The sequence below is a fragment of the Gordonia sp. CNJ-863 genome, from assembly GCF_001942325.1.
In the GTDB taxonomy this organism is placed as follows: domain Bacteria; phylum Actinomycetota; class Actinomycetes; order Mycobacteriales; family Mycobacteriaceae; genus Gordonia; species Gordonia alkanivorans.
On record NZ_MKKG01000088.1, the window covers coordinates 88,157 to 104,106 of the forward strand.

Below are 15,950 nucleotides of genomic sequence, written 5' to 3' on the forward strand. Positions count from 1 at the left end.
CACAGCACTGCCGGCATATCACTCGCGGTGCGGCGCTGGAGGGCGGAGATCAGGGGCGCTTCTCGGGCCGGGGCGGATTCGAGGGGCGGAAATCGGGGGCGCTTCTCGGGCCGGGGCGGATTCGAGGGGCGCTTTTCAGCGGGCCGACGCCTGGCCAGGCCGGTCCGTCGCCGAATTACGCCTCGGTCGACACCTGTACGACGATCTTCCCGCGCACGTGCCCGGACTGGCTGCGCTCGTGGGCGGCGGAAGCGTCGGCCAGGTCGAAGACCTCGGCGATCTCCGGCTCGAGCTCGCCCGCGTCGCCGAGCCGGGCCAGAGCGGCGAGATCCGCGGAGTCGGGGCGGACCCAGACGTACTCGCCCCCGAACTCGTCACGCGCCCGAGCATCGGTGATGGAGGCGACGGTACCGCCGTCGCGCAGCACGCCCGGCACCGAGTCGAGTGCGTCACCACCGACATAGTCGAGGACGACATCGACGCCGTCGGGCACGAGCTCGCGCACCCGGTCGGCCAGGCCGTCGCCGTAGGTGGTGGGCTCGGCGCCGAGACCCCGTAGGTAGTCGTGATTGGACTCGGAAGCGGTGCCGATGACCCGCGCGCCCAGCGACCGCGCGATCTGGACCGCGAACGATCCGACGCCGCCCGCAGCGGCATGTACGAGCACCGTGTGGCCCGACGTCACGCCTGCCCGTCGAATGGTCTGGTACGCCGTCAGTCCGGCGAGCGGAACGGCAGCGGCCTCCTCGAACGACCAGGCGGCCGGCTTGTGGGCGAGTGTTCGGACCGGTGCGGAGACCAGATCGGCGAAGGTACCCCCGGCGACCTCGCCGCCGACGAGGTCCTTACGGACGTAACCGAACACCTCGTCGCCGACCCGGAACTCGGGCGTGTCCAGGCCGACCTGTTCGACGACGCCCGCGACATCCCAACCTGGCACCACCGGGAAGACGGTGTCCAGGACCTCGGCGAGGTGACCTTGCCGGATCTTCCAGTCCACCGGGTTCACACTCGACGCGCGCACTCGGACCAGGACGGTGTCGGGGCCGACCTTGGGGGTGGGGAGGTCGGTGATCTCCAGGACATCGGGGCCGCCGAAGCGGCTGTAGGTGATAGCTCGCATGATGGCACCAACGGGTGCCCGGACGCATTGATTCCATGACCCGACCGCGGGTGCCGGGTATCGAACGCCCCGACACCGGAGTCAGAACGCCGCCGCCGGGAGGGCGGCGGCGCGTCTCATCGCTGGTAGATCGCCTCGATGTCGTCGGAGAACTTCTCGACGACCACGTTGCGCTTGACCTTGAGTGTCGGCGTCATCTCGCCGGTCTCCTCGGTGAAGTCCGACGGCAGGATGCGGAACTTCTTGATCCCCTCGGCGCTCGAGACGGTCTTGTTGGCCGAGTCGACGGCCGCCTGGACCTCGGCGACGAGCTCGGCGTCGTCGATGAGGTCGGCGACCTCGGCATCGGCGGGCTTGCCGTTGCGCTCCTTCCACGCCGGGAAGGCCTCCGGGTCGATGGTGATGAGTGCGGCCACGAACGGCTTCGCATCTCCGACGACCATCGCCTGCGAGATGAGGGCGTGGGCGCGGATGACGTCCTCGAGGCCGGCGGGGGAGACGTTCTTTCCGCCCGCGGTCACGATGAGTTCTTTCTTGCGACCGGTGATGGTGATGAAGCCGTCGGCGTCGACGGTGCCCAGATCGCCGGTGTGGAACCAGCCGTCGACGATCGCGGAGGCCGTCGCCTCCGGGTTCTGCCAGTACTCGGTGAACACGACGCCGCCCTTGAGGAGGATCTCACCGTCCTCACCGATCCGGACGGTGTTGCCCGACAACGGCTTTCCGACGGTGCCGATCTTCCATGCCGACGGGGTGTTCACGCTGAACGCGGCGGTCGTCTCGGTGAGGCCGTAACCCTCGAAGACCGGGATGCCGACTCCGGAGAAGAAGTGACCCAGGCGCGCGCCGAGCGGGCCGCCGCCGGAGATCGCCATGCCGCACTCGCCGCCCAGGGCGGTGCGCAGCTTCTTGTAGACCAGTGCGTCGAACACGGCGTGCTTGGCCTTGAGGACCAGACCGATCTGACCCTTCTCGCGCGCCTCGGAGTAGGAGATCGCGGTCTCGGCGGCGGCGTCGAAGATCTTGCCCTTGCCGCCGTCGTGCGCCTTCTGGCGAGCCGAGTTGTAGACCTTCTCGAACACGCGCGGCACCGAGAGAATGAGGGACGGTTTGAAGACGGCGAACTCGTCGACGAGTGTCGAGATGTCGCTGGTGTGCCCGACCTCGGCTCCAGCCTCGATCGCGACGAGGGTGATGGCACGGGCCAGGACGTGTGCCAGCGGAAGGAACATCAGCAGGCGCTTCTCGTCGCGCTTGATGAGGTCGTCGAGGATGTCGCCGGCGAGTACCGCGCGTACCTCGGACAGCATGTTCGAATGGGTCAGCTCGCATCCCTTGGGGCGGCCGGTGGTGCCCGAGGTGTAGATCAGGGTGGCGGGATCGGCGGCCCCGAGGGTCGAGCGGCGCTTGGTCACCTCGTCGTCGTGGACGTCGGCGCCGGTGGACACGAGTTCGTCGACGGCACCGGGTGCGTCGGCTCGGTCGATCTGGAAGACCTTGACCGGTTCGGTCAACGAGTCGATGGATTCGAAGGCGGCACGGTGGGCGTCGTCCTCGAGCACGATTGCGACGGCGCCCGAATCGCGGAGAATCCACTCGATCTGGCTTGCCGACGACGAGTCGTAGATCGGCACGGTGATAGCGCCGGCCGACCAGATGGCGAAGTCGAAGAGGTTCCACTCGAGGCGGGTGCGCGACAGAAGTGCGACGCGGTCACCGGGATTGATGCCGGAGGCGATCAGGCCCTTGGCGATCGACGAGACGCGTGCTGCGGCATCGGCGGCGGTGATGGGTGCCCACTCATCACCCTGCTTCTGGCGGAAGACGACGTGCTGAGGTGATCGCTGCGCCAGGTTGAAGATGATGTTCGTGCAGTTCTCGTCGTCGGCGATCGAGAACTTCGCTGGCACGCTGTACTCACTCATCGTCGTTACCCTCCAGTAGATGCCGTTCTGCCGATCGTATCCCTGCAGCAAAGCGCGACGATCACCCCACTGCCGTTCGGGTGCACTACCCTGCGCCGACGCGAGTATGTGAAGCTAGTGGGCGTGACGAGCATCCAGGTGGCCGACGAGGTTTTCGTCGCCGCGGCACCACGTCTGGCCGCTGCCGTGGTCGGCGACCCCGCCAACTGGCGGCGATGGTGGCCCGACCTTCGTCTGGCGGTCACCGAAGACCGTGCGGAGCAAGGGGTCCGGTGGCGTGTCGACGGACCGGTGGCCGGGACGATGGAGATCTGGAACGAAGCGGTCCTCGACGGCTTCGTGCTGCACTACTTCCTCCACGCGGAACCTACGCGGGCCCTGCCCGGTGAACGCGGCGACGACCCGCGTGCCCGTGCCGATGCGCTCGCGGAGGAGAACAAGCGGCGTCGGGTCGCCGGCAAGGACATGTCCTTCGAGGTGAAACAGCTCCTCGAGGCGGGCCGGCACGTGGGCGGTCCGGCCGCCGGTGCCGAGACCGCGGAGGCCGTGTGATGGCCGATCACACCGAACGCGACATCGTCATCGGCGCAGACGCCGAGGACATCCTGGCCGTCATCTCCGACTTCGAGCACTACCCGGACTGGGTCACCGCGGCGCGCGAGGTCGAGGTCCTGCGCACCGACGACGCCGGGCGTGCCCTAGAGGTGCGCTTCGTGCTCGACGCCGGTGTCCTGCAGGACACGTATGTGCTTGCCTACGAGTGGGATCCGGACGGGACCTCGGTCTCGTGGCGTCTGGTCTCCAGCGATCTGCAGAAGGACCAGCGCGGTCGGTACAGCCTCACCCAGCAGGTCCCGGGTTCGACCAAAGTCACCTATGAGCTCATGGTCGACCTGCAGGTGCCGATGATCGGACAGCTGAAACGCCGAGCGGAGAAAGCGATCACCGAGGCCGCGCTGCACGACCTGAAGAAGAGGGTCGAAGGCTGATCGATCTCACACCCATACATGTGGTGCTCGGTCCGGGAGGCTCCGGTGTCTCCGCTGTCGCTGCCGCGGCGGCCTCCCAGCGGCCCAGCACGCCTCGGGATTCGCGTCAGGCCGTCACCCGGCCCGAGCAGCACACCCTGCTCATCACCGTCGACCGCTGGTCGCCGGTGCACGACTGGGCCCGCGTCTACCGGCAGCCCGGTGAGCCGGTGGCGGTCTCGAAGTTCCTCCACCTGCTGACCCTCGACCGCCTGGATCTGACCGAGCGCACCTGGTCGGCGTTCATCGACGTCCTCGAACACACCGCGGGTCGCAGCAAGGCCGTCCTTCCCGGCGTGGGGACCCTCTCCGGCATCGACGCCGCGGAGCTCACCTCGCTCCCGGGTATCGACGACTTCCTGCTGCTGCGGCGCATCCGCGACGAGGCGACGAGCGGTCGGTGGCAGCGGATCATCGTCGACCTCTCGGGGTGCGGCGACCCGCTGCAGTTCCTGCGCGGGGGATCGGTGCTCAGTCAGGCGCTCAATCGCTTCTGGCCGCGGCACCGACGCCTCGCGACGGCGTCCGAGCGGCCGGTGATGGCCCCACTGACCGCTGCCGTCGACGCCATCGACCGCGACTGTGCCGATGTCGCAGAGCTGTTCTCCGACGCGCACGCGGTGGCGGTCCACCTCGTCCTCGGTGCCGACGACCGTGCCCGCCGCCTCGCGGAGCACTATGTCGCCGGTGCCGACGTCATGGGGCTGCCGCTGGCGTCGGTCCAGGTGAACCGTGGCGTGGGTTCGGAGTCGCCGGAGGACCTCGCCGCACACGTCGAGGGGATGCTCGACGGTCCCGGCGGCAGCCGCGATGTGCGGGTGGTCCTGGTCGAGCGGTCCGCGGAGACGATCGATCGCGTGGCACGGCTGCGTAAGCTCGCGGTTCGGCTGCCCGATCCGCACGGCGTCGCGCGCGGTTCGGCCGCGTCGGTCGTGGAGCCCGTGGCCGGCACGGAGACCGCCTTCCGGTTGTCGTGGCCGCAGCGCCTGCCCGAACCCGATTCGCTCGCACTCGGCCGCAGCGGCGACGACCTGCTGGTGACGATCTCCGGTTTCCGCCATCCGGTGCGGCTGCCGTCGGTGTTGCGCCGGTGCATCGTCGTCGACGCGGCGTGGGAGGACGGGCGGCTGACCGTCGGCTTCGTGCCCGACCCCGCGGTCTGGCCGCGCCGGTAGCCGGCCTCGCACGGCCACCGGGTACGTTCGAAGACCGCGTAGCTCGTGGCGATCACAGACTCGTGGATCACACGGTCGGCGACCACACGGTACGGTGCTGGGACGCCCGCCCACCGGTGGTGACGGGTGACAGCGGCACGAGCCTCCGGGTACCAGCGGCGAGGGGAGAGAACGCGAATGGGCACGGACGAGGGAACGTCACGGGGTGACGGGCCCGGTCGTGACGACCGTGGTGCTGCACAGGGCGATCCGGTCCGGGACCTGCTTCTCGGGTTGGCCAATCAGATCGACGCGCTGGCGGCACTCTTCGCCGGTGGTCGTCAGGAAGCGACCGCCGCGGCCTCCGGTTATGCCGCCGCGTTCGGCGCCGAGGGGCCCGTCGGCCAAGCGCTGGCGGGCGCGTCGGGGGAGATCGGTTCGCTGTTGAGCGAGATCGGTGACCTCGTCGCTCGGCTCCTCGCAGCGGTCATCGCCGTCCTCGAGGCCATCGCCGAGGCATTGCGGTCGGCCCCCAGCACGATTTCCGAACCCCGGCACTATGAGCCGATCGCGGTCCGGATCGGCAGTTCCCGACGCTTCGACGCACACACCGGGTCCGACGAGGAGCAGTGATGGGTGAGCTGACGATCGGGATCGACATCGGCGGCACGAGCGTGCGGGCATCGGTGGTCGACGACCGCGGCACGATGCTCGACACCCTGCGCGCCCAGACCCCGTCGACGGTGGAGGCCCTCGAACACTGCCTGGACCGCCTCGTCGGCGAGCTGATCTCGCGCTGGGACGCGAAGGCCGTCGGGCTCGCGATCGCCGGCTTCCTCACCACCGACCGCAGCATCGTCCGGTTCGCACCCCATCTGCCATGGCGTGAGGCCCCGGTGGCCGAGGACATGACCCGACGCGTCGGCATCCCGGTGTTCGCCGAACACGACGCCAACGCGGCAGCAGTCGCGGAGGTGCGGTTCGGTGCCGCCGCCCGCGGGCACAACACCGTGGTGCTGGCCATCGGGACCGGCATCGGCGCCGGGTTCGTCATCGACGGTGAGATCTACCGCGGGAGCTACGGCGTCGCGCCGGAACTCGGACATCTCACGATCGTCCCCGACGGGCGCGCCTGCGCCTGCGGCAAACGCGGCTGCTGGGAACGGTATTGCAGCGGAACGGCATTGGTCGACACGGTGGTCGAGCTGCTCGCCGACGGTGCACCCCTGAACGGCGACTGGGGACGCAGCCAGCTCGCCGCCGACGTGGCCGCCGATCCCGGTTCTCTGACCGGACGCCGGGTCGCCGGGGCGGCCGCCGACGGCGACGCCGTGGCCCTGGCGGCCTTTGCCCGGTTCGCGACGTCCCTGGGGCAGGGGCTGGCGATGATCGCCGACATCTTCGACCCCGACCTGATCGTGCTGGCCGGTGGCGTCGGCGCGGCGTCGGGTCTGTTCCTCGACGAGGCCCGCGAACACTACGCGCGTCAGGTCACCGGTGCCGGCCACCGTCAGCTCGCCCGCATCCGCGGCACCCAGCTCGGCGAGACGGCCGGCGTCGTCGGCGCGGCCGAGGTTGCGCGCCAAGGACTTCGGGCTGCGACGAGTCAGTCTGCGCCGCCGTCGGCCGCCCGCTGACCAAACCGGAGAGGTCGGTACGGTCCGACGCAGGTATGGTCTTGATGTCGGGACCAAGGGGTGAGGGGTTCGGGCAGTGGGGGTCCGATGTCGACAGCGACGTCGGGTCGAGTTCGTGGCGCGGCGAGGAGAGTCTCATGTGGTACTGGGCGTTCAAGTACATCTTCCTGGGACCGATCCTCCGTGTCCTCGGTCGCCCGACCATCGAAGGGCATGAGAACATCCCGACCGACGGGCCCGCGATCCTCGCGAGCAACCACCTGGCGGTGATGGACAGCTTCTTCCTGCCGCTGATGGTCGACCGCCGCATCTACTTCCTCGCCAAGAGCGAATACTTCACCGGCACCGGACTCAAGGGTGCATTCCAGCGGTGGTTCTTCACCGCGGTCGGACAGATCCCCATCGACCGGTCGGGCGCTGCCGCCGCCGAGGGCGCCCTCACCGCAGCCCGCCGCCAGCTCGACAGCGGCAAGCTGATGGGCATGTACCCGGAGGGCACCCGCTCACCCGACGGCCGCCTGTACAAGGGCAAGACCGGGCTCGCACGTCTGGCCATGGACACCGGCGTGCCGGTCATCCCGGTCGCCATGATCGACACCCACAAGTTCAACCCGCCCGGGTCCGTCCTCCCGCGCCCCACCAAGGTGACCGTGCGCATCGGCAAGCCCCTCGACTTCTCCCGCTTCGAGGGCATGGAGGGCAACCGCTACATCGAGCGCGCCGTCACCGACGAGATCATGTACGAGCTCATGCAGCTCTCCGGCCAGCAGTACGTCGACGTCTACGCCGCGAGCCTCAAGAACAAGGCGCCGGCGGTCGAGTCGCCGGCCGCCGACGCTGCCTGAGCAGGGATACGGTTCGGCCCTGCGAGCTCGCTGCGCTCGCACCTCAGGGAGCGAGGGGGGCGCTGCGCTCGCACCTCAGGGAGCGAGGGGCGCTCGCGCTGAGGGAACAACAGAGCGAGCCGGCTATCCCGCTTCGCCCACGCGCGCCTCGTCGAGGACGACGCACAGCTCGGGAATCCAGTCGCGATCGGCGGGGACGACGTCGTCGAGGTCGAGCCGGCGCAGTTCGTCGGCCGTGAACCACTGCATGTCAAGGTGTTCCAGCGCGACCGGGGTGCCGCCGCGGAGGTGTGCCCGGTAGGCGTGCAGGACGAGGCCGTTGGGCAGGGTCACCGGCTTCCCGACACCGTCGCCCGCCTCGACCTCGGCGCCGAGCTCTTCACGAATCTCCCGGGCGAGGGCGGCCGCGTGGGTCTCGCCCGATTCGACTCGGCCGCCGGGCAGTTCCCACTTGCCGGCGAGGTCGGCCGGATGGGCGCGCTGGGCGAGCAGCACCCGACCGCCGTCGACGATGGCCGCGGCCACCACGTCCTTCGGACGGTCGTCGGTCTCCGCGGCGCCGCGCGCGGAACGGGTCGCGATCAACCAACCCATCGTGACGAACGTGGCGATCGTCCAGGCCGCGCCGAACACGGCCTCGACGGCGGCAGGCGGCACGGGGCCGTATTCGATGAGGACGCGCAGGATCCACGGGATGCCGAGGCCGGCGACCACGAGCCACAGACCGAGGATCGCGCGGGCACCGGGGCGTCGGGCGCCTGCACCGTGCACCAGCCAGATGCCCAGCGGAACGACCCAGACCCAGTGGTGGACCCAGGAGATGGGCGAGATCAGCAGTCCGAAGAACTGCACGACGAGCAGGACGCCGAGCGCGTCGGACACCGCGCGCCAGGTGAACACGACCACCACGGTGGCGACCAGGACACCGAGGAACCAGATCCAGCCGGTACCGACGTCGAAGCCGACGAACCGCGACAGCGTCCCGCGCAGACTCTGGTTGATGACCGCCTCGACGGGGCCGATCCGTTCGGCGTCCCCGAAGAGGGTGCCGTAGTAGGTCCGGGTGACCTCCGGGAAGAGCAGCAGACAGCCGAGGACGGTGAAGACGAAGGCGAACGCCGCCGACAGCGCGCCCCACGGCTTGCGGACGACGAGGTACCAGAGGCCGCTGATCGCCGGGGTGAGCTTGATGCCGGCCATCAGACCGATCAGCGCTCCACCCGCGAGCACACCGCGTTCGCTCGGGGTCCCGTCGGCGCGGCGTGCCCAGGAGATCGCCAGCAGGGTGCCGAGCATGAGGAAGACGTTGATCTGGCCGTAGTCCAGGGTCACCCGGACCGGTTCGCACCAGATGGCCGGTGCGGTCCACAGCGCGGCGAGCGCGTGGACGTCGGTGGTGCGGCCGCAGAGTCGGAGCGAGAGGACCACGCACGCGTAGAGGGCCGCGAAGGTCGCGAGCTGCCAGCCGATCGCCACGACGTCCCACGGGATCAGCGACAGGGGATAGAGGACCACCGCGGCGAACGGCGGATAGGTGAAGGGGAGCGCGAAGTCCGTCTCACCGGAATAGGTGAACAAATAGAGCGACCCGTCGGCGAGACCCGCCGAACCGTCGCGGTAAACGTGCAGGTCCACGAAGTTCCTGCCGTTCACGGTCAGCGTGTCCCAGACGAGCCGCGCGATGATCGACGCCGCCAGGAGAGCGGTCGCCAGCACAGACCTGGAGCGCACGAATTACCAGGGTAGCCAGCAAAGGACGGCAATGGCGAAACGTGACTCGTCCGGGCGCGTATCCGCGCCCCATCTCGCCGCGCGTCGAGGCCGTCCGGGGCGGGTGTGAATACTGTCCCCATGCGGTTCTTCTACGACTCGGAGTTCATCGAAGACGGAAACACCATCGAGCTGGTCTCGATCGGGGTCGTCGGCGAGGACGGCCGTGAGTTCTACGCGGTGTCCACCGAGTTCGACCCCGGCCGCGCGGGCGACTGGGTGCGCGCCAACGTGCTGCCCAAGCTGCCGTCCCCGTCGTCGCCGGTCTGGAAGGGCCGTCGACGCATCCGCGAGGACCTCCTCGAGTTCCTCACCGCGGACGGGGCCGACATCGAACTGTGGGCGTGGATCGGTGCCTACGACCACGTCGTCATGTGCCAGATGTGGGGTCCGATGACCGCGCTGCCCCGTCCCATCCCGCGTTTCACCCGCGAACTCCGCCAGCACTGGGAGGCCGCCGGACGTCCCGCACTCCCGCCGGCGCCGTCCGACGCCCACGACGCACTGAGCGACGCGCGACACAACCTGCGGCGCTGGGAGGCGATCGAGAAGGCCCGTCTCGACCCGCGTGGCTGACCCCGCGTAAATCGCCGGGGAGCCTGCTTTACGCTGGAACAGTGGTGAACTGGACCGTAGACGTTCCTATCGACGAACTCCCCGAACTGCCGCCGCTGCCCGGTGGCCTCCAGGAGCGTTTCGACGACGCGATGAGCCGCCCCGCGCTGCAACAGCCGAGCTGGCCCGCCGAGGAAGCACGCAAGATCCGCACCGTCCTGGAGTCGGTGCCGCCGATCTGCATGCCCGCCGAGGTCCAGTCGCTGTCGTCGCAGCTGGCCGACGTGGCCGAGGGACGCGCCTTCCTGCTGCAGGGCGGTGACTGTGCGGAGACCTTCGCCGACAACACCGAACCCCACATCAAGGCCAACATCCGGACGCTGCTGCAGATGGCCGTCGTCCTCACCTACGGCGCGAGCATGCCGGTGGTCAAGGTCGCGCGTATCGCCGGTCAGTACGCCAAGCCGCGGTCGTCGAACGTCGACGCCCTGGGCCTGCCGTCCTACCGCGGCGACATGGTCAACGGGTTCCCGGCCGACGAGGCCGTGCGCCAGCACGATCCGTCGCGTCTGGTGCGCGCCTATGCGAATGCGGCCGCGGCCATGAACCTGGTCCGGGCACTCACCCAGGCCGAGGCCGACCTGCACCGCGTCCACGACTGGAACCGCGAGTTCGTACGGACCTCGCCCGCCGGCGCCCGCTACGAGGCACTGGCCTCGGAGATCGACCGCGGCCTGCGGTTCATGGACGCCTGTGGCGTCACCGACTCGAGCCTCCACTCCGCGTCGATCTTCGCCTCGCACGAGGCGCTCGTCCTCGACTACGAGCGCGCCATGCTGCGCCTCGCCGACGCCCCGGACAAGGACGCGCAGGAAAAGGTCCTCTACGACCTGTCCGCACACTTCCTGTGGATCGGTGAGCGCACCCGCCAGCTCGACGGCGCGCACATCGCCTTCGCCGAACTGATCAACAACCCGATCGGTGTGAAGATCGGTCCGACGACGACGCCCGAGCAGGCCGTCGAATACGTCGAGCGTCTCGATCCGCACAACGTCCCCGGCCGCCTGACCCTCGTGGCCCGCATGGGCAACGGCAAGGTGCGCGAGGTGCTCCCGGCGATCGTCGCCGCCGTCGAGGCGACCGGACACAAGGTCATCTGGCAGTGCGACCCCATGCACGGAAACACCCACGAAGCGTCGACCGGCTTCAAGACGCGTCACTTCGACCGCATCGTCGACGAGGTGCAGGGCTTCTTCGAGGTCCACCGCGCGCTCGGCAGCCACCCCGGTGGCGTGCACGTCGAGCTGACCGGTGAGGACGTCACCGAATGTCTCGGTGGCGCACAGGAGATCTCGGATCTCGACCTCGCCGGCCGCTACGAGACCGCCTGCGACCCGCGCCTCAACACCCAGCAGTCGCTGGAGCTGGCATTCCTCGTCGCGGAGATGCTGCGCGGCTGAGGTTCAGCCGATCGTGAGATAGGTGCTGCCGACCCAGAACCCGGCAGCACCGAGGCCCACGGCGAGCAACAGCACCAGGAGAATCCACAGGAACGCGCCCAGTCGCCCGCCTCCGCTCAGGTCGGGTTCGAGCGGGTCCTGGTCGCGCGCGGCGACGACGCCTCGGCCCCGTGAATCCGCCCGGTTCTCGCGCCCACGCGCGGGCGCGGGCCGATCATCCGCGTCGCCGACCCCGGCGACCGGGCGGACCGGTGCCGCGGGGGAATCCGGCGACGACGATCCGGGCTCGTAGGGCCCCGGAGCCGACTGGACCCGGGTGTCGTGGCCGACCGCACCGGCTGCGTGGTAGCGCGACTTCATCTCTCGCTCACGGGACCGCTTCGGTGCGGGCACCGTGAAGGGCGGCAGGTCGAGGTCGTCGGCGACCGCGAGCAGCGCATGCTGCATCTCGAAACCGTCGGCGAAGCGGTCGGCCGGATTGCGTTCCGTCGCGCGCAGCACGATCTCGTCGAACTCCGCGGGGACGCCGGCGATCACGTCACCCGGGGCGGGGACGTCGTAGGTGAGTCGCTGGTAGGCCAGTGACAGCGGCGAGTCCCCGTGGAAAGGGGTTCGGCCGGTGAGCAATTCGAACATCATCACGCCCATGGAGTAGACGTCGCTACGGGCGTCGGCGTGGGTGGACTCGACCTGTTCGGGGGACAGGTAGGCGGCGGTGCCGAGGATGACGCTGGCCGAGGTGACCCCTGCCTCGGCGACGGCGCGTACGAGACCGAAGTCGGCGACCTTGACCTCGCCGGCGTCGGAGATCAGCACGTTCTCCGGCTTGACGTCGCGGTGAACGAGGCCCGCGGCATGCGCCGTCCCGAGGCCGCCGAGCACGGGTTCGGCGACGGCGACCACCGCATGCGGCGGCATCGGACCTCGTTCGCGGAGGAGCTCACGAAGCTGCCGCCGTCGACGAGTTCCATGACCAGGAAGGCGATGCCGTTGTCGATGCCCTGGTCGTAGACCGCGACGAGACCCGGGTGTTTGAGGCCGGCGACCGCACGCGCCTCGAACTCGAAGCGGCGCAGGAACTGCGGGTCGCCCGAGTACCGGGAGTCCATCACCTTGACCGCGACCTCGCGTCCGAGCCGGACGTCGACACCGAGGTAGACCGCCGACATTCCGCCCCGCGCGATGGGGGCGTCGATGCGATACCGGTCCTCGAGGACGGTCCCGAGCATCGGGTCGACGGGGGAGTTCACCCCGCTGAATCTACCTGCAGGACCAGACCGTCGGCGTCATCACCGCGTGTGACCCACCCCGGGTGTCGGCGGTCGCGACACCGCGCGCGGAGATCGACGGTTTCATCGTGCCCGGATGTACGGCTACGCTTCTCCCCGTGGGTTCCATTCCGTTGTCGCCTGACACCCTGTCCGCTGATGTCGAGATGCTGTCGGTCGACGAGGTCGCCGACCGGCTCGCGGTGTCAACCAACCGGGTGCGCACACTCATCCGCGACCACAACCTGCTCGCCGTCTCCCGCGGTGGGCATCCGGTCATTCCGGCGGTGTTCTTCGACGACGAGGGCGTCGTCAAACACTTCTACGGTCTCGTCGGGGTCCTGCTCGACGGCGGTTTCACCCGCGACGAGGCGATGAACTGGTTGTTCACCGTGCACGAAGACCTCGACCTGTATCCGGCCGCGGCGCTGCACACCGACTCCGCCCGCGAGGTCATCCGCCGGGCGCAGGCTCAGGCTTTCTGACCTCGCCGGCCGCCGGTTCCTCCGGTGCGCCGGTCCGGTCCGCGCCCCACGCCCATCGGCCGAACCGGCCGAGCCGCAAGGGGTCCGGACGCAGCAGCGACCAGGCGGCGAGTCCCGCGAGCAGGAACGCCAGCGTGAGTTCGAAGGGCTTGTAGAAGACGATCGCGTCGTCCGGCTGGAACACGATGAGCATGAACGTCGACGCTCCGACCACGGTCGCGCGCGCCCACGGCGGGAGGGTGAACGCCACCGCGATCGCCAGCGCCCACGTGTAATACCAGGGGAGCGTGGACGGCTCGAGCAGGAGCACGGCCAGCATCGCCCACGCCATCCCGGCGACCGCATCCCTCTCGTTGCGCCGGTGACGCCACCACAGGGCGACGAGGGTGATCGCGAGGACCACGGACCCGATCGCGCGCGTGATCTCCAGCACCGGTTGCAGATTGAGTGCGACGAACGGTGCGGCGACCAGCGTGACGAGATGCGCGACGAAGGTCGGGATGGTGAACCAGTTGATGATCACGTCGGCCCAGCCCAGTCCCGTCAGCCAGCCCAATCCCAGGCCCACCAGCAGGGTCCAGAGTCCGAACACCGCAACCGAGATGCCGACGATCGCGGCGAAGACGCCGACGACGTCGCGGGCGGTCACCTGCCGGCGGGAGCGTATGTGGGACAGCCAGATCCAGAGCACGAACGGCACCGCGATCCCGGCGGTGATCTTGATCGACACGGCGAGCGCGAGGACCGCGGTGCCGGCGACGTGCCGTCCACTGACGACCAGGACGACACCGGTGGTCAGCACGCCGGCCATCAGGAGTTCGACGTGGGGTCCCGCGACGAGATGGATGAGGACCATCGGATTGAACAGCGCCAGCCACAGTCCCGCCTGTGGCGAGGCGCCGAAATGGCGTGCGAGTCGCGGGATCGCCCACAGCGACAAGAACAGTCCGGGTAGGAGGACGAGTCGCACCGCGAGGATGCCCGCGACGACGTGGTCGCCGGTCACCTCGGTGACGACGCGCAACAGACCCATGGTGAACGGCCCGTACGGCGCCGTGGTGGTGGCCCAGACCGTGGCCATGCTGTCGACGAGCGGGCCCGGATGGTGGGCCGGACCGTCGGCGTAGGGGTTGAACCCGGCACCGAACACCGCCCCCTGCGCGAGGTAGGCGTAGACGTCGCGGCTGTAGACCGGCACGGCCACGAGCAGCGGCGCCGCCCAGACGAGCAGCCATCGCTGCAGGGTCCGGACGGACGGGGGGTCCGCGGCCCCCCGGGCGATCCGACGGCCGAGCCGGACCCAGGCGAACACCATGAGGAAGACGCCGAGCCAGAAGAAGGTACCGAAGAGGTTCTTGCCGTGACCGTAGGTGATCCAGCTGAGTCCCAGGTCGGCGAGTGTCGTCGTGTTGCGGGGCGGGTCGCCGACGCCGAAACTGCCCACGCACACCAGAATCGCGCCGATTGCGCCGGTGATCAGATCGCCGCGTGCGGTCCGGTCAGCGACGTCCGGGCGAGTGGGCGTCGGAGTCGATGCCTTCACGCGGGAGTTCACGCCTCGCGATGCGCGGTCCGGTGGGCGACCGCGGTGAGTTCGCTGCGGATGTCGTCGCCGATGTCGGCGGTGTCCAGTGCGCCGAGGGCGGCGCCGAGGAGGTCGTCGATCTGGCCCTCCATCTCGGCGACCGCGCCGACGTCGACGAGAAGCGCTCGCGCGGAGCCGAGTTCGTCCTCGTCGAGCGGGCGACCGATGAAGTCCCGCAAGCGGTTCCCGAGGGCGGGGTCGGAGTCGTCGGCGCGTCGTAGGGCGGTGGCCAGGAGAGCCGTGCGCTTGCCCGAGACCAGGTCGTCACCCGACGGCTTGCCGGTCCGCTCGGGGTCGCCGAAAACGCCGAGCTGATCGTCGCGCAACTGGAAGGCGATACCGAGGTCGTGCCCGATCTTCCGCAGCGTCGCGACCAGAATCTCCGACGCCCCGGCGAGACGTGCCCCGAGCTCGAGCGGGCGGGCCACCGTATAGGCGGCGGTCTTGAACTCCATCACGCGATACGCGGCGGCTGCCGAGTCGTCGCCGCTGGCCTCGTTCACGATGTCGAGGAACTGGCCGCCGAGCACCTCGGTGCGCATCGCCGCCCAGGTGGCGCCGACGGCCGGCGGGAGAGCGCGGTACCGGGAGGTGTCCGAAACCCCCGGCCGATGATCGTGCACGAGGTCGTCGGCCCACGCGAGCGCGAGGTCTCCGGCCAGGATCGCCGCGGCCACCCCGTGGCCGGCGGCGTCGCCGGCCCAGGAGGCGGCGGCATGCCGCGACTGGAAGACACGGTGCAGCGTCGGGTGCCCGCGCCGGGTGTCGGACTGATCGATGATGTCGTCGTGGATCAGGGCGCACGCCTGCACGAGTTCGAGGGCCGCACCCACCCGCAGGGCGTCGCGAGCCTCACGGCCGACGCTCGACGCCGCGTCGGAGTCGGCGCGACCCGATTCGGTCATACCGCACCGCCATCCGGCGAAGGCGAAGACCGGCCGGATGCGCTTGCCGCCCTGCAGGACGAAGTCGCGGACCAGTTCGGCCGCGGTGCCGACCACCGGGGCGATCTCGGCCGCGGCGGGGACCGCGACGTCGAAGAAACTGCGCAATTCGGTCTCGACGGCCGCCGGGACCGCATCGAGCGAGGTCGGCGTGGGGGAGGCGGAGGTCAC

The 15,950-nt window shown here is 69.6% G+C and carries 14 protein-coding genes and 1 pseudogene; 9 read left to right on the forward strand and 6 right to left on the reverse strand.

The genetic code is table 11. The features are described 5' to 3' along the window. Positions 1-175: 175 nt before the first annotated feature. Both BJF87_RS24190 and BJF87_RS24195 read right to left on the reverse strand, forming a co-directional pair. On the reverse strand, positions 176-1,123 hold the full coding sequence (locus tag BJF87_RS24190) for an NADP-dependent oxidoreductase (protein ID WP_035752700.1): 948 nt from the start codon (positions 1,121-1,123) through the stop codon (positions 176-178). 116 nt (positions 1,124-1,239) lie between these two features. Continuing rightward, the gene (locus BJF87_RS24195) at positions 1,240-3,048 is read right to left on the reverse strand and encodes a long-chain fatty acid--CoA ligase (protein ID WP_035752697.1); all 1,809 of its coding nucleotides are present in this window, start codon (positions 3,046-3,048) and stop codon (positions 1,240-1,242) included. A 108-nt stretch (positions 3,049-3,156) separates the two neighbouring features. Between BJF87_RS24195 and BJF87_RS24200 the strand changes: the two genes are divergently transcribed. The 6 genes from BJF87_RS24200 (at position 3,157) to BJF87_RS24225 (ending at position 7,712) form a co-directional block, all read left to right on the forward strand. Further along, positions 3,157-3,600, forward strand: a complete 444-nt coding sequence (locus BJF87_RS24200; RefSeq protein WP_035752694.1) for a hypothetical protein — start codon at positions 3,157-3,159, stop codon at positions 3,598-3,600. Continuing rightward, positions 3,600-4,037, forward strand: coding sequence for an SRPBCC family protein (locus BJF87_RS24205; RefSeq protein WP_006868119.1), 438 nt, complete (start codon positions 3,600-3,602; stop codon positions 4,035-4,037). Before BJF87_RS24200 ends, BJF87_RS24205 begins: the two co-directional genes overlap by 1 nt. Before the next feature lie 20 nt (positions 4,038-4,057). Beyond that, the gene (locus BJF87_RS24210) at positions 4,058-5,251 is read left to right on the forward strand and encodes an ArsA-related P-loop ATPase (RefSeq protein ID WP_075864059.1); all 1,194 of its coding nucleotides are present in this window, start codon (positions 4,058-4,060) and stop codon (positions 5,249-5,251) included. A 177-nt stretch (positions 5,252-5,428) separates the two neighbouring features. Further along, positions 5,429-5,863 (forward strand): hypothetical protein, encoded by a 435-nt coding sequence (locus BJF87_RS24215; RefSeq protein ID WP_075864060.1) that lies wholly within the window; start codon positions 5,429-5,431, stop codon positions 5,861-5,863. Beyond that, positions 5,863-6,867 (forward strand): ROK family protein, encoded by a 1,005-nt coding sequence (locus tag BJF87_RS24220; protein ID WP_075864061.1) that lies wholly within the window; start codon positions 5,863-5,865, stop codon positions 6,865-6,867. The genes BJF87_RS24215 and BJF87_RS24220 overlap by 1 nt, the downstream gene beginning before the upstream one ends. 137 nt (positions 6,868-7,004) lie before the next feature. Further along, positions 7,005-7,712 carry a 1-acyl-sn-glycerol-3-phosphate acyltransferase gene (locus BJF87_RS24225; RefSeq protein WP_006356854.1) on the forward strand — a complete coding sequence of 236 codons (708 nt, stop codon included), beginning with the start codon at positions 7,005-7,007 and terminating at the stop codon, positions 7,710-7,712. A 123-nt stretch (positions 7,713-7,835) separates the two neighbouring features. Here the strand turns inward: BJF87_RS24225 and BJF87_RS24230 are convergent, their stop codons facing one another. Next, positions 7,836-9,428, reverse strand: a complete 1,593-nt coding sequence (locus tag BJF87_RS24230) for a glycosyltransferase 87 family protein (RefSeq protein WP_006356855.1) — start codon at positions 9,426-9,428, stop codon at positions 7,836-7,838. A gap of 135 nt (positions 9,429-9,563) precedes the next feature. Here BJF87_RS24230 and BJF87_RS24235 point away from each other — a divergent pair, with 135 nt between their 5' ends. Together BJF87_RS24235 and BJF87_RS24240 are read left to right on the forward strand one after the other, a co-directional pair. Further along, on the forward strand, positions 9,564-10,058 hold the full coding sequence (locus BJF87_RS24235) for a polyadenylate-specific 3'-exoribonuclease AS (RefSeq protein ID WP_075864062.1): 495 nt from the start codon (positions 9,564-9,566) through the stop codon (positions 10,056-10,058). A 41-nt stretch (positions 10,059-10,099) separates the two neighbouring features. Further along, entirely contained in the window at positions 10,100-11,497 is a 1,398-nt protein-coding gene (locus tag BJF87_RS24240; RefSeq protein WP_006356857.1) for a class II 3-deoxy-7-phosphoheptulonate synthase, read from the forward strand. Positions 11,498-11,500: 3 nt separating this feature from the next. Here BJF87_RS24240 and BJF87_RS24245 read toward each other — a convergent pair. After that, a pseudogene (locus BJF87_RS24245) lies at positions 11,501-12,747 on the reverse strand (protein kinase). A 137-nt stretch (positions 12,748-12,884) separates the two neighbouring features. Between BJF87_RS24245 and BJF87_RS24250 the strand changes: the two are divergent. Further along, positions 12,885-13,250, forward strand: coding sequence for an Rv2175c family DNA-binding protein (locus tag BJF87_RS24250; protein WP_035752774.1), 366 nt, complete (start codon positions 12,885-12,887; stop codon positions 13,248-13,250). Here the strand turns inward: BJF87_RS24250 and BJF87_RS24255 are convergent. Next, positions 13,219-14,805, reverse strand: a complete 1,587-nt coding sequence (locus BJF87_RS24255) for an alpha-(1->6)-mannopyranosyltransferase A (protein ID WP_035752685.1) — start codon at positions 14,803-14,805, stop codon at positions 13,219-13,221. The genes BJF87_RS24250 and BJF87_RS24255 overlap by 32 nt on opposite strands. Continuing rightward, on the reverse strand, positions 14,802-15,950 hold the full coding sequence (locus BJF87_RS24260; RefSeq protein ID WP_035752684.1) for a polyprenyl synthetase family protein: 1,149 nt from the start codon (positions 15,948-15,950) through the stop codon (positions 14,802-14,804). Before BJF87_RS24260 ends, BJF87_RS24255 begins: the two co-directional genes overlap by 4 nt.